The following is a 12,136-nucleotide window of genomic DNA, read 5'->3' as shown; positions in this document are numbered from 1 at the left end:
GGTGTGTCAGACACCAGCCGCTTCCTCACCGCCCTCGTCCGTGTCGTCGGGTCGTTGCTCGGGTCGGGCTCGTCCAAGGCGTCGGTCGGCCGGCCATCGGGTCAGCCACGGCCGCAGGCGGGCGGCACGACGCGAACAACGGATGCCGCTGAGCGGGCGTCGACCGCGACCGACACGCTGTCTCCGGGGCAGGCGGGGGAGTCGGCCACGATCGAAGTCGACCCGCGGCGCCTCCGCGACGTTGAGCTGAGTTACGCGCCGTCGCGCGACGGCGAGCCCGATCCGGGCGAGGTCGTGTGGACCTGGGTGCCCTACGAGGAGAACGACGGGCGCGGCAAGGACCGGCCGGTCGTCGTGGTCGCGGCATCCGGCGCAGGCGACTACCTGGCGGTGCAGCTGACCAGCAAAGCGCACGACGGCGATCGCGACTTCGTCTCGCTCGGTACCGGCGCCTGGGACGGCGAGGGGCGGCCGAGCTGGGCGCGCATCGATCGGGTGTTCCGCGTGCGTGCCGGCGGCATGCGCCGCGAGGCGGCCTCCCTCGATGCCGAGCGCTACGGCCGGGTGGCTGCCGCGCTCGATGCGCGGTACGGCTGGCGCTGACGCGCTGAGCGGGGCTGTGCCCGCTCGGAGCGACCCGGATCAGGCGCGTGGCGGCGTGTGGAGCCCGAACGGCGACCCCTGGTCGTCGCGGCACAGGCGGAACTCGCCGAAGGTCGCCATGGTCTCCTCGTCGTCGCTGCCGGGGAGCGACTCGACAGTGCCACCGAGCCGTTCGACGGCAGCGACCGCAGCATCCAGGTCTTCGACCCGGAAGAAGACATACGGGGCTGCGCCGGGATCGCCGCCGTGCACGCCGGCCGGCACGCCGGCGCCGGTGACCGAGTAGCCGTCGCCGCCCGGCCCCGACTCGAACGTCCAGCCGAAGAGCTTGCCGTAGAAGCTGCGTGCCGTCATGGCATCCGCTGCGCCGAATTCGATGAATGAGACCTCGCCCGACATGGTTCCCCCTCGCTTCGCGCGTGCTCAGGGCACACGGTAGTCGGAGGCCATGCGGGCCACAACGGGGAACGAGACGGCCGGGGCGACGCATCTCCGGGGCTCAGGTGCCCGGAAACGAAGAAAGCCCCCTGTGGAGAGGGGGCTTTCGTGGGCGATGCCGGGCTCGAACCGACGACCTCTTCCGTGTGAAGGAAGCGCGCTACCAGCTGCGCCAATCGCCCATGTGGGATTTGCGAGCCACACGAGGTGACCGCGGACTCGATACTAGCCGACCGAGGAGGGTGAATGCACATCGAGGGATGGGCATGCCGCGCGAGACGGTTCGAGGAGGCCTCGAACCCCATCGACACGCCCGGGATGCGGGGGTGGATTCGGCCCGTGATCAGCGCGAATCCGCTGCTCGACCCCGTCAGTTTGTGAATCGTTCAGGGAATCAGTTAGAGTCTTCATGCACGCAGAAATGCGAGCAACGCGGATGTGGCGCAGTGGTAGCGCATCACCTTGCCAAGGTGAGGGTCGCGAGTTCGAATCTCGTCATCCGCTCTGATCAGGATGGGGCGAAAGCCCCATTCCTGTTCTTTTGGTGGTGAACCCAGACACGGTGGATTGGCCGAGAGGCGAGGCAGCGGCCTGCAAAGCCGTATACACGGGTTCGAATCCCGTATCCACCTCCAAGCTGAGAACTTCCATTCTCGACTTGGGCGATTGGCGCAGCGGTAGCGCGCTTCCCTGACACGGAAGAGGTCACTGGTTCGATCCCAGTATCGCCCACAACAAGAAAGCCCCGGCATCGCCGGGGCTTTCGTCGTCTCCGGGTGTCGTGTCGGGGGCCAGGTGCCATCCATGTGCCACAGCGAGTGCGGCGAGGTCCCTACTCGCCTGCTTCATGAATGGGGCATCGCTCCGGTGCACCGCCCGTGCCACGAGACCACGTCCAGTCATCGGTGAGGTCGTCGAATCGGAAGACCCCGACGAGCTCGACCGGCAACCGCTGCTCCCGCTGGTGGAGGCCTTCGATCTCGACGAAGACGCTGCGTCCAGATTCCCCCGGCAAGACTGGGACCACTTCGGTCATCGTCCCGGGTGCGGTACCCGTCGTGACGGTCATACCAGATGTCAGGTCGGCCGTGCCCGAGGCGAGCCACAGCGTACTGGCCGTGTCCTCGGCCTGGACCGAGGTCACCGCGATCTGCGTCGCGAGCAGGTCGCCGCAGATCGCGAACGCGATCGTCCCGTCGCCGTTGAGGCGTGCGGCCATCGGCTCGCGGTATCCCGGGAAGAGCGGGCCGCATCCCGAGAGGGATATCGCGGCCAGCGCTGCCACGCTCGCAGTGAGTACCGTGGTCGCCGATGACGTCATGCGACGACGGTACGGGTTGGGATCATCGACCCGGTCACGCTGCCGTCACATCTCGGTATCGTTTCGCGCCGGTGTTCGGGCGCGGTCGAGCGCCGTGGCCGGGCTACCAGTCGTGACGTTCGAGCGTCGTCCGGAGCGCGTCGAGATCCACCTGCGCTCATGGCTCACGGTTCGGCTCGGTGCGACCGCTCATAGCGCCAGCCGCGCAGCCCGCGAAAGGTCGGGGTCACTGGCTCGTCGTCGTGCAGGCTGTCCGGCCACGAGAACGGGCCTCCGCGCATGACGCGACGATCGCGTCGGGCATCCGGATCGGCGCGAACCGGCCCGACCACCGACGGGCGGCGGGTGCGATCACCCGACCTGCTCGAACACGAGCGGGGGATAGGTGATGCGAGTCGTGTACCAGGCCCACGAGTCGCCTGCGGTCTGCTCGATGGCCGCCCAGCCTCCGTATGCGGGCAGGTTCTTCAAGGTGAGGCTCACGGTCTGCTTGCCGTTCACGCTCCTGGGCCCTGCACCGACGACCGTGCCGGATGCCGCATAGCCGCTCCCGTTCAGTGTCACCGGGGCCCCGGACTCCACCGAGAAGGTACAGACGTAGGTGCCGACCCCGGTGATGCCGTAGGCGGCCGGTTCGAAGTGGATGGAGACCGCGGGGTTGCGGGTCGGCGATTCGCGGCGATCGAAGCCGGCATAGGGCGTCACGGCGTCGGTCTGCATGATCGTCGGGCGGATGAGCGTGAGGTTGGTGCGTCCCTTGCCGACGGTGTGCACGGGGGAGAGGTGGTCGATCGGGGCCCAGAAGATCGGGCCGAGCACGAGCTCGCCGACCCGGTACTTCTCAGCCCACTCCTCGAGGCGGATGTCCGGCTCGAAGTCGGCGAATTCGACGACACGCTCATCGAACTCGCTACGGGAGCCCAGTTCTTTCGATGTCTCATACATGAGGGAAACTCTAAAACTGTCGTGCGCGCACCGTCTCAGGGGCAGCACCGAAGTGCCGAACGGCGCGCCCGCGGCGACTACAGTTGAAGGGTTCTGTAGACCGATTCAAGGAGTGGATTCAGGTGGCCGACGGCTTCGAGCTCTTCACCGACCGTTCCGTTGTCGCAATGCGCGTCAACGGCGAGCTCAAGGACCTCGCCACGACGGTCACGGAAGCAGACGTGGTCGAACCCGTCACGATCGACTCGCCCGACGGCCTGAACATCCTGCGCCACTCGGCCGCGCACGTGCTCGCGCAGGCCGTGCAGACGGTCAACCCCGAGGCCAAGCTCGGCATCGGCCCGCCCGTCACCGACGGCTTCTACTACGACTTCGACGTCGCCGAGCCGTTCACGCCCGAAGACCTCAAGGCGCTCGACAAAGAGATGTCGCGCATCATCCGTGCCGGCCAGCGCTTCATGCGCCGGGTCGTCACCGACGACGAGGCGCGCGCCGAGCTCGCGAACGAGCCGTACAAGCTCGAACTGATCGGTCTCAAGGGCTCTGCGTCGACCGGCGGCGACAACGAGAGCGTCGAGGTCGGAGCCGGAGAGCTCACGATCTACGACAACGTCGACCCGAAGACCGGCGAGACCGTCTGGAAAGACCTCTGCCGCGGCCCGCACGTGCCGAGCACCCGCATGATCGGCAACGGCTGGTCGCTCATGCGCGTCGCCGCCGCCTACTGGCGCGGCTCCGAGAAGAACCCCCAGCTCCAGCGCATCTACGGCACCGCGTGGCCGACGAAAGACGAGCTGCGCGCGTACCAGCACCGCCTCGAGGAGGCCGCTCGCCGCGACCACCGCAAGCTCGGCACCGAGCTCGACCTGTTCTCGTTCCCTGAGGAGATCGGATCGGGCCTGCCGGTCTTCCACCCCAAGGGCGGTGTCGTCAAGCGCGAGATGGAGGACTACGTCCGCCGTCGTCACATCGAAGAGGGTTTCCAGTACGTCTCGACCCCGCACATCACGAAGGGTCACGTCTTCGAGTTGAGCGGGCACCTGCCGTACTACAAGGACACGATGTTCCCGCCGATGGAGCTCGAGAACTCCGAGTACTACCTCAAGGCGATGAACTGCCCGATGCAGAACCTCATCTACCGCTCGCGCGGGCGGTCGTACCGCGAGCTGCCGCTGCGGTTCTTCGAGTTCGGCACCGTGTACCGCTACGAGAAGTCGGGCGTCGTGCACGGGCTCACCCGCGTGCGCGGCCTCACCCAAGACGACTCGCACAGCTACGTGACCCCCGAGCAGGCGCCGGGCGAGATCCAGCACCTGCTCGACTTCGTGCTGGGCCTCCTCCGCGACTTCGGCCTCGACGACTTCTACCTCGAGCTGTCGACTCGCGACGCGAACTCCGACAAGTTCAAGGGCAGCGACGAGCAGTGGGAGGTCGCCACCAACGTGCTGCGCGACGTGGCCGAACGATCCGGTCTGCAGCTCGTGCCCGACCCGGGCGGCGCCGCGTTCTACGGCCCGAAGATCTCCGTGCAGGCGCGTGACGCGATCGGCCGCACCTGGCAGATGTCGACGATCCAGTACGACTTCAACCAGCCAGAGGGCTTCGGCCTCGAGTACACCGCGGCCGACGGCACGCACCAGCAGCCCGTGATGATCCACTCCGCGAAGTTCGGCTCGATCGAGCGGTTCTTCGGCGTGCTGATCGAGCACTACGCGGGCGCATTCCCGGTGTGGCTCGCCCCCGTGCAGGTCGTGGGTATCCCCGTGGCTGAGGACTTCGCGCCCTATCTCGGCGCGATCATCGAGCAGCTGAAGGGCGCCGGCGTGCGCGCCGAGCTCGACGTCAGCGACGACCGCATGCAGAAGAAGATCCGCACGCACACCACCCAGAAGGTGCCGATTCAGCTCATCGCCGGCGACAACGATCGCTCGGGTGAGACGGTGAGCTTCCGCTTCCGCGACGGCACTCAAGAGAACGGCGTTGCGATCGCCGAGGCGGTCGAGCGCATCAAGCAGGTCATCGAGGAGCGTCGCCAGGTCGTCACTCGCGACGACCTGTTCGCATGAGCGCCTACCAGCCGGACGAGTTCGAGGGCGTGCCGACGGATGCCGCGGCCGACCTCGCCGGCGTGCCCGACGCCTTCCAGCGACTCTGGACGCCGCATCGGCTGGTGTACATCCAGCACGGCCAGCAGCCCGACGAGCACACGTGCCCGTTCTGCCGCGCCCCCGAGATGAGCGACGAGCAGTCGCTCATCGTCGCGCGCGGCGAGCACGCCTTCGTGCTGCTGAACCTCTACCCGTACAACAGCGGGCACCTGCTCGTCTGCCCGTACCGCCATGTCGCGACCTACGACGAGGCGACGCCCGAAGAGATCGCCGAGATCGGCGAGCTCACGCAGATCGCGATGCGGGTCGTGAAGCAGGTCTCGAAGTGCGACGGGTTCAACATCGGCATGAACCAGGGGCGCATCGCGGGGGCTGGCATCGCCGAGCACCTGCACCAGCACATCGTGCCGCGCTGGGCGCTCGACTCGAACTTCTTCCCGATCATCGCCGGCACGAAGGCGCTGCCGCGCCTGCTCGGCGAGGTGCGTCAGGAGATCGCCGAGGCGTGGCCCGCATCAGCGTGATTCGCTGACGCGGGCCGGGCCGGGGCCGTCAGCGCACCTGGCGCACGGTGAACTGCAGGCCCGGGTTCGCGTAGAACTCCTGCGCCTCGACGAGCTGCAGCTCGCGTTCGCCCGAGGTGTGCGTGAGCGAGAGCAGGTCGAAGACGCTCGAGGTGGCGCGAGCGAGCGCTTCGGCCGCGTCGCCCGTGCGACGGTAGTGCGCCGTGAAGAGCGCCGCGGTGACGTCGCCCGAGCCGTTCGCCTTCATCGGCAGCAGCGGGGTCTGCACGATCCAGGCCCCCGAGTCGTCGACGGCGAGCATCTCGATCGTGCCCTCCTCGCGGTCGGGTCGCTCCACGCTCGTCACGAGCACGGTGCGCGGGCCGGTGGCGCGCACCAGGTCGACCGACGCCAGCGTCGACTCGAGCGTGTCGGGCTCGGTCTCGGTGAGGAAGCCCAGCTCGAATTGGTTGGGCGTGATGATGTCGGCCGCGGGCACCACGCGGTCGCGCAGCAGGATCGGGATGGCAGGGGCCACGAAGCATCCGGACTTCGCGTTGCCCATGACCGGGTCGCAGGCGTACACGGCGTCGGGGTTCGCGGCCTTGACCCGCGAGACCGCATCGAGGATGACGTCGGCGATGCCCTCGCCGCCCTGGTAGCCCGAGAGCACGACGTCGATCTGCGGGAACACGCCGCGCTCCTCGATGCCCGTGATGACATCGCGCACGTCGTCGGGGCTGATCATCGGTCCGCGCCAGGCGCCGTAGCCGGTGTGGTTCGAGAAGTTGACGGTGTAGACCGGCAACACCTCGACGCCGATGCGCTGCAAAGGGAAGACGGCGGCCGAGTTGCCGACATGACCGTAGGCGACCGCGGACTGGATCGAGAGAATCTTCACCGCTCGATCATCGCACCTCCGCCGCCGATGCCCGGTCGCGGCGCCGCCGCTACCGGCGAACCGCGCGAACGGAGGCGCCGAGATCGGCGGCCAGCTTCCGCAGGTCGGCGTCGTCGAGGTCGTGCACGGTGAGGCGGAGGTGATCGGATGCCTCGCCGCCGCCGAGTGCGAATTCGTCACCGGGCCTGGCGAGCCACCCGCGGCGCATGAGCTGCTCGGAGACGGCGCGGGCGGGCGCACCGAGCGGGACCCAGACGTTCAGTCCGTCGCCCGCCTTCGTCGGGAGGCCCTCGGCGGTGAGCAGCTCGGCGAAGGCGGCGTTGCGGGCGGCGTAGTGCTCGCCCGCCGCGCGGATGCCGGCCGCGACCTCGGGGTCGGTCGCGAGGGCGCGCACGAGCCGCTGCAGCAGGTGGCTCACCCACGTGGTGCCCGGGGTCAACCGCATCGCGAGCCGGTCGGCGGTCTCGGGGTCGGAGGCCGTGACGGCGAGGCACATGTCGGGACCGAGGAACTTCGAGACCGAGCGCACGAGCGCCCACCGGCGATGCTCGGTGCCGATGAGGGAGTGGTACGGCAACTGCGAGAGCAGCGAGTAGTGGTCGTCTTCGATGACGAGCACGTAGGGGTGGTCGCGGAGCACGGCGCGCAGCTCGGCGGCACGCCCTTCGGAGAGGCTCGCCCCCGTGGGGTTCTGCGCGCGCGGCGTGCAGATGACGGCTCGCACACCCTGTTCGAGCGCCGCCCTGAGGCCGTCGACGGTCATGCCCTCGTCGTCGATCGGCACGGGCACCGCGCGGTAGCCGGCGACGCGCACGGTGTGGATGCTCGTGAGGAAGCACGGGTCCTCGAGCGCGACGGCGTCATCGCGGGTGAGCGCCTGGGCGAGCAGCCGCTCGACGGCGTCGCCGGCGCCGCTCGTCACGGTGATGCGCATCGGGATCGCGGGAGGCAGGTCAGCGCTCATCCACTCCTGCGCCCAGCGGGCCAGGTCGGGATCGATGACGGGTTCGCCGTAGAGCACGGGGCGCCGGGCGATGCTCGCCAGCGCGTGGGAGGGGTCGGGAATGCGCGACGGATCTGGGTTGCCGGTGCCGATGTCGCGGAGCGCCGTGTCGGCGGCGAAGCCCTCTTGGGCGACGGTGGAAGCGCCGGCCACGCGGGTGCCGCCGCGACCGAGGGTGATCACGATGCCGGCGTTCATGAGCTGCCGGTAGGCCGAGACGGCGGTGTTGCGATTGACGCCGAGGTGCTCCGCCAGCGTGCGGACCGGCGGGAGTGCATCGCCGGGGCGCAGCGTGCCGCGTTCGATCAGCGTGCGCAGGCTGTCGGCGATCTCCGCCGCTGAGCGACCTTCGATGTCGATGATGTCGAACCGCCCTTCCTCGTCTCTGCGACCATGCTATCTTTTGGCCTAGGACAATACTTCTGTTGGTCTGTTCTGATGCGCGACAAGGTGCCGCGCACGTCCGAGTCCTGATGCGCGACAGAGTGTCGCGCACGTCCGAGAGGATCCCCCTGTGACCGTATCCGAAACGGGTTCGAGCCGCGTGAAGCGCGGCCTCGCCGAGATGCTGAAGGGCGGCGTCATCATGGACGTCGTCACCCCCGAGCAGGCGCGCATCGCCGAGGACGCCGGCGCCGTCGCCGTCATGGCCCTCGAGCGCGTGCCCGCCGACATCCGCTCGCAGGGCGGCGTCGCCCGCATGAGCGACCCCGACCTCATCGACGCGATCATCGCCGAGGTGTCGATCCCCGTCATGGCGAAGGCCCGCATCGGTCACTTCGTCGAGGCGCAGGTGCTGCAGGCCCTCGACGTCGACTACATCGACGAGTCCGAGGTGCTCTCGCCCGCCGACTACGTGAACCACATCGACAAGTGGGCGTTCAACACCCCCTTCGTCTGCGGTGCCACGAACCTCGGTGAGGCGCTCCGCCGCATCAACGAGGGTGCCGCGATGATCCGCTCGAAGGGCGAGGCCGGCACCGGCGACGTCTCCGAGGCGACCAAGCACATCCGCAAGATCTCCTCCGAGATCAACGTGCTGCGCTCGATGACGAAGGACGAGCTCTACGTCGCGGCGAAGGAGCTGCAGGCGCCGTACGAGCTCGTGCTCGAGGTCGCCGAGACCGGCAAGCTCCCGGTCGTGCTCTTCGTCGCCGGCGGCGTGGCCACCCCGGCGGATGCCGCGATGATGATGCAGCTCGGCGCCGACGGCGTGTTCGTCGGCTCGGGCATCTTCAAGTCGGGCAACCCCGAGGCGCGCGCAGCGGCCGTCGTCAAGGCGACCACGTTCTACGACGACCCCTCGGTCGTCGCCGCCGTCTCGCGCGGCCTCGGCGAGGCCATGGTCGGCATCAACGTCGCCGACCTCGCCGCACCGCACCGCCTCGCCGAGCGCGGCTGGTGACCACGAGCCTCAGGAGCGGTTCCCTCGATGCGGGGGCGTCGGCTTCGGCCGGCCCCCGCGTCGGGGTGCTCGCCCTCCAGGGGGACTTCCGCGAGCACGCGCACGTGCTCGCGACGCTCGGCGCCGACGTCTCGCTCGTGCGTCGCCCCGAGGAGCTCGACGCGGTCGACGGTCTCGTGATCCCGGGCGGCGAGTCGAGCGTCATGGACAAGCTCGCGCGCACCTTCGGGCTGCAGGCGCCGCTGAAGGCCGCGATCGCCGGCGGGCTCCCGGTCTACGGCACCTGCGCCGGACTCATCATGCTCGCCGACACGGTGCTCGACGCGATCGCCGGCCAGGAGTCGCTCGGCGGCCTCGACGTCGTCGTGCGCCGCAACGCCTTCGGCTCGCAGAACCAGTCGTTCGAGACCGACCTCGACATCCCGGCGCTCGGCGAGGTGCCGGTGCACGCGGTGTTCATCCGCGGGCCGGTCGTCGAGTCGGTCGGCGCCGCCGCGACGCCGCTCGCAACGCTCGCCGACGGGCGCGTCGTCGCCGTCGAACAGGGCAACCTCCTCGGCACGAGCTTCCACCCCGAGATCACGGGGGAGCACCGATTCCACGAATACTTCCTCGCGAAGGTGCGCGCCCGCGTCCCGATCTCCAGCTGACGCACGGCGCGCTGCAGACCGGGCGATGCGGGAGGTCGGCGGCGCTCGCTAAGGTCGCAGCATGGCCGACTTCATCGCACTGCTCCGCGGTGTCAACGTCGGGGGCATCACCGTGAGATCAGCAGACCTGCGCGAACTGTTCCTGCGCCTCGGCTTCGGGGGAGTCCGCACGGTGCTCGCGAGCGGCAACGTCGTGTTCGAGAGCGAGACGAAGGAGACCCGCGAGGCGCTGAAGGCGCGCATCGAGCAGGCGCTCCGCGAGCGCTTCGACTACGACGCGTGGATCGTGCTCGTCACCCGCGCCGAACTGCAGCGCGCGGTCGACGGGTTCCCGTTCGACGCCGACGATGAGCGTCGGCAGCCGTGGGTGATCTTCGCGTCCGAATCCGCGGTCATCGACGAACTCGCGGGGTTCGCCGCCGACGCCGACGCCGAGGTCGACCCGATCGCACGAGGCGACGGCGTCGTCTACTGGAACCCCGTGAAGGGCACCACCGTCGACACGCCGTTCGCGAAGTTGCTCGCCAAGGCACGGTTCAAGCCGTCGACGACGAACCGCAACCTGCGAACCCTCCGCAAGATGCTCGGCTGAGCCCGAATCCCGGCTCCCTGCGAGCACCGGAGTTCAGGGGAGGCACCGAGCCGAAGGGCGGGTCGTCACGGGGGCGGGATGCCGTGGCATCCGCTTCGCTGACTTCCCATGACCACTCGACTCCCCAGTTCCGGCGCGCCGGCCGTCACCGGCGCGCCCGAGACGTCCTGCCGCAGCGACGAGATCGTGCTCATCCACCGGATGTTCCGCCGGCTCTTCGGCGAGGCGCCCGCGCTCGTGCGCGACGTCGTGCCCGGCGATGTGCATCGGGCCGCCTTCCTCTCGAAGCACCTGCACGGCCTCACGAAGCTGCTGCACGTGCACCACCATGCCGAAGACGACTTCTTCTGGGACCGGATGACCGAGCGCGCGCCCGCCTGCGGCCTCCATGTCGCCCTGATGCGGAAGCAGCACCAGACCGTCTCCGACCAGCTCGACGAGGTCGACGCCCGCATCGACGCCTGGACGGCGAGCGGCGCGGATGCCGCGTCGGCCGAGCGCCTGGCGGCGGCGCTCGACGAGGTCGACCGGAGCCTCGCCGAACACCTCGCCGACGAGGAGCGCGAGGCGTTCCCCGTGCTCGACGCGGTGCTCTCCACCGCCGAGTGGGACGAGATCGAGGCGCACGCCCAGCACGAGAAGCCGCCGCTGCCCCTCTTCCTGCTGCTGGGGCTCATGATGGAGGCGGTGCCCGAGGCCGACCGCGCCGCATGGATGGAGCGCGAACTGCCCGCGCCGATGCGGCTCGCCTACCGCCTGTTCGGTCGCCGCGGCTACGAGCGAGCGCTCCGCCGTCTGCATCCCGCACCGAAGGAGCGCGTGGCGGGTGCGCGTCGCTGACTTAGAATGGTGGCGCGCGAGCCGTGGCCCGGCCGCGCGAGGATTCGATTCAGGAGACGCATGTCCGGGCATTCCAAGTGGGCGACGACCAAGCACAAGAAGGCGATCATCGATTCGCGCCGTGCGAAGTCGTTCGCGAAGCTCATCAAGAACATCGAGGTCGCCGCGAAGATGGGCGGCGCCGATCTCTCCGGCAACCCGACCCTGGTCGACGCCGTGCAGAAGGCGAAGAAGACCTCCGTCCCGAACGACAACATCGACCGCGCCATCAAGCGCGGCGCCGGCCTGACCGGTGAGTCGATCGACTACACGACGATCATGTACGAGGGCTACGGCCCCAACGGCGTCGCGCTCCTCATCGAGTGCCTCACCGACAACAAGAACCGCGCGGCCGCCGAGGTGCGCACGCTCATGACCCGCAACGGCGGCACCATGGCCGACCCGGGTTCCGTCGCGTACAACTTCGCACGCAAGGGCGTCATCGTCGTCGCGAAGACCGAGGGTCTCAGCGAAGACGACGTGCTCGGCGCGGTGCTCGACGCCGGTGCTGAAGAGGTCACCGACGAGGGCGAGACCTTCGAGGTCATCACCGAGGCATCCGACATGGTCGCCGCGCGCACCGCGCTGCAGGAGGCCGGCATCGACTACGACTCGGCGGATGCCGCGTTCGTGCCGTCGCTCAAGGTCGAGATCGACGCCGAGACCGCCCGCAAGGTGTTCCGTCTCATCGACGCGCTCGAAGACAGCGACGACGTGCAGAACATCTACAGCAACTTCGACCTCACCCCCGAGGTGCAGGCCGAGCTCGAAGCGGACTAGCCGATCGC

At 69.0% G+C, this 12,136-nt stretch carries 13 protein-coding genes and 4 tRNA genes; 11 read left to right on the top strand and 6 right to left on the bottom strand.

What is annotated here, in order from left to right:
- The first annotated feature begins 3 nt into the window (after nucleotides 1-3).
- A complete protein-coding gene (locus BJY17_RS04765; protein WP_179550345.1) occupies nucleotides 4-603 on the top strand; it encodes a type II toxin-antitoxin system PemK/MazF family toxin in 600 nt (199 codons plus the stop codon).
- Nucleotides 604-642: 39 nt separating this feature from the next.
- Here BJY17_RS04765 and BJY17_RS04760 read toward each other — a convergent pair whose 3' ends face one another.
- Entirely contained in the window at nucleotides 643-1,002 is a 360-nt protein-coding gene (locus tag BJY17_RS04760) for a VOC family protein (protein WP_179550344.1), read from the bottom strand.
- Nucleotides 1,003-1,150: 148 nt separating this feature from the next.
- Nucleotides 1,151-1,223 (bottom strand) — tRNA-Val (locus BJY17_RS04755).
- Nucleotides 1,224-1,473: 250 nt separating this feature from the next.
- Here BJY17_RS04755 and BJY17_RS04750 point away from each other — a divergent pair.
- The 3 genes from BJY17_RS04750 (at nucleotide 1,474) to BJY17_RS04740 (ending at nucleotide 1,773) form a co-directional block, all read left to right on the top strand.
- A tRNA-Gly gene (locus BJY17_RS04750) sits at nucleotides 1,474-1,545 on the top strand.
- A gap of 57 nt (nucleotides 1,546-1,602) precedes the next feature.
- Nucleotides 1,603-1,676: transfer RNA gene (locus tag BJY17_RS04745), tRNA-Cys, on the top strand.
- 25 nt (nucleotides 1,677-1,701) lie between these two features.
- A tRNA-Val gene (locus BJY17_RS04740) sits at nucleotides 1,702-1,773 on the top strand.
- Nucleotides 1,774-1,873: 100 nt separating this feature from the next.
- On the opposite strand, the gene BJY17_RS04735 is transcribed toward BJY17_RS04740, so the two are convergent.
- Both BJY17_RS04735 and BJY17_RS04730 read right to left on the bottom strand, forming a co-directional pair.
- Nucleotides 1,874-2,362, bottom strand: a complete 489-nt coding sequence (locus tag BJY17_RS04735; protein ID WP_179550343.1) for a hypothetical protein — start codon at nucleotides 2,360-2,362, stop codon at nucleotides 1,874-1,876.
- 351 nt (nucleotides 2,363-2,713) lie between these two features.
- A complete protein-coding gene (locus tag BJY17_RS04730; protein ID WP_179550342.1) occupies nucleotides 2,714-3,307 on the bottom strand; it encodes a hypothetical protein in 594 nt (197 codons plus the stop codon).
- A gap of 167 nt (nucleotides 3,308-3,474) precedes the next feature.
- Here BJY17_RS04730 and thrS point away from each other — a divergent pair, with 167 nt between their 5' ends.
- On the top strand, nucleotides 3,475-5,373 hold the full coding sequence (gene thrS, locus BJY17_RS04725; protein WP_218890116.1) for a threonine--tRNA ligase: 1,899 nt from the start codon (nucleotides 3,475-3,477) through the stop codon (nucleotides 5,371-5,373).
- Nucleotides 5,370-5,939: an HIT family protein gene (locus tag BJY17_RS04720; RefSeq protein WP_179550340.1), complete on the top strand. Its 570-nt coding sequence runs from the start codon at nucleotides 5,370-5,372 to the stop codon at nucleotides 5,937-5,939. The genes thrS and BJY17_RS04720 overlap by 4 nt, the downstream gene beginning before the upstream one ends.
- Nucleotides 5,940-5,967: 28 nt before the next feature.
- Here the strand turns inward: BJY17_RS04720 and pdxY are convergent, their stop codons facing one another.
- Both pdxY and BJY17_RS04710 read right to left on the bottom strand, forming a co-directional pair.
- Nucleotides 5,968-6,819, bottom strand: coding sequence for a pyridoxal kinase PdxY (pdxY, locus tag BJY17_RS04715; protein WP_179550339.1), 852 nt, complete (start codon nucleotides 6,817-6,819; stop codon nucleotides 5,968-5,970).
- A 49-nt stretch (nucleotides 6,820-6,868) separates the two neighbouring features.
- Nucleotides 6,869-8,185, bottom strand: coding sequence for an aminotransferase class I/II-fold pyridoxal phosphate-dependent enzyme (locus tag BJY17_RS04710; RefSeq protein WP_179552717.1), 1,317 nt, complete (start codon nucleotides 8,183-8,185; stop codon nucleotides 6,869-6,871).
- A 151-nt stretch (nucleotides 8,186-8,336) separates the two neighbouring features.
- Here BJY17_RS04710 and pdxS point away from each other — a divergent pair, with 151 nt between their 5' ends.
- From pdxS to BJY17_RS04685, 5 genes are all read left to right on the top strand, one after another.
- Nucleotides 8,337-9,227, top strand: a complete 891-nt coding sequence (gene pdxS, locus BJY17_RS04705; RefSeq protein WP_056009358.1) for a pyridoxal 5'-phosphate synthase lyase subunit PdxS — start codon at nucleotides 8,337-8,339, stop codon at nucleotides 9,225-9,227.
- Entirely contained in the window at nucleotides 9,224-9,877 is a 654-nt protein-coding gene (gene pdxT, locus BJY17_RS04700; protein WP_322789748.1) for a pyridoxal 5'-phosphate synthase glutaminase subunit PdxT, read from the top strand. The genes pdxS and pdxT overlap by 4 nt, the downstream gene beginning before the upstream one ends.
- A gap of 61 nt (nucleotides 9,878-9,938) precedes the next feature.
- Nucleotides 9,939-10,469, top strand: coding sequence for a DUF1697 domain-containing protein (locus BJY17_RS04695; protein WP_179550338.1), 531 nt, complete (start codon nucleotides 9,939-9,941; stop codon nucleotides 10,467-10,469).
- Nucleotides 10,470-10,577: 108 nt separating this feature from the next.
- Nucleotides 10,578-11,309, top strand: a complete 732-nt coding sequence (locus BJY17_RS04690; RefSeq protein WP_179550337.1) for a hemerythrin domain-containing protein — start codon at nucleotides 10,578-10,580, stop codon at nucleotides 11,307-11,309.
- Between the two features lie 60 nt (nucleotides 11,310-11,369).
- Nucleotides 11,370-12,128, top strand: coding sequence for a YebC/PmpR family DNA-binding transcriptional regulator (locus BJY17_RS04685; protein WP_179550336.1), 759 nt, complete (start codon nucleotides 11,370-11,372; stop codon nucleotides 12,126-12,128).
- Nucleotides 12,129-12,136: the final 8 nt, after the last annotated feature.

This window comes from Agromyces hippuratus (assembly GCF_013410355.1).
In the GTDB taxonomy this organism is placed as follows: Bacteria; Actinomycetota; Actinomycetes; order Actinomycetales; family Microbacteriaceae; genus Agromyces; species Agromyces hippuratus.
Note: the sequence above shows the minus strand (reverse complement) of the source record. Positions and strands in the feature narration are given on the sequence as shown.

Excerpts from the sequence above, each read along its gene's own strand:
- BJY17_RS04760 (WP_179550344.1), bottom strand. The coding sequence starts at position 1,002 with ATGTCGGGCGAGGTCTCATTCATCGAATTCGGCGCAGCGGATGCCATG.
- BJY17_RS04735 (WP_179550343.1), bottom strand. The coding sequence starts at position 2,362 with ATGACGTCATCGGCGACCACGGTACTCACTGCGAGCGTGGCAGCGCTG.
- BJY17_RS04730 (WP_179550342.1), bottom strand. The coding sequence starts at position 3,307 with ATGTATGAGACATCGAAAGAACTGGGCTCCCGTAGCGAGTTCGATGAG.
- thrS (WP_218890116.1), top strand. The coding sequence starts at position 3,475 with ATGCGCGTCAACGGCGAGCTCAAGGACCTCGCCACGACGGTCACGGAA.
- BJY17_RS04720 (WP_179550340.1), top strand. The coding sequence starts at position 5,370 with ATGAGCGCCTACCAGCCGGACGAGTTCGAGGGCGTGCCGACGGATGCC.
- BJY17_RS04695 (WP_179550338.1), top strand. The coding sequence starts at position 9,939 with ATGGCCGACTTCATCGCACTGCTCCGCGGTGTCAACGTCGGGGGCATC.
- BJY17_RS04690 (WP_179550337.1), top strand. The coding sequence starts at position 10,578 with ATGACCACTCGACTCCCCAGTTCCGGCGCGCCGGCCGTCACCGGCGCG.
- BJY17_RS04685 (WP_179550336.1), top strand. The coding sequence starts at position 11,370 with ATGTCCGGGCATTCCAAGTGGGCGACGACCAAGCACAAGAAGGCGATC.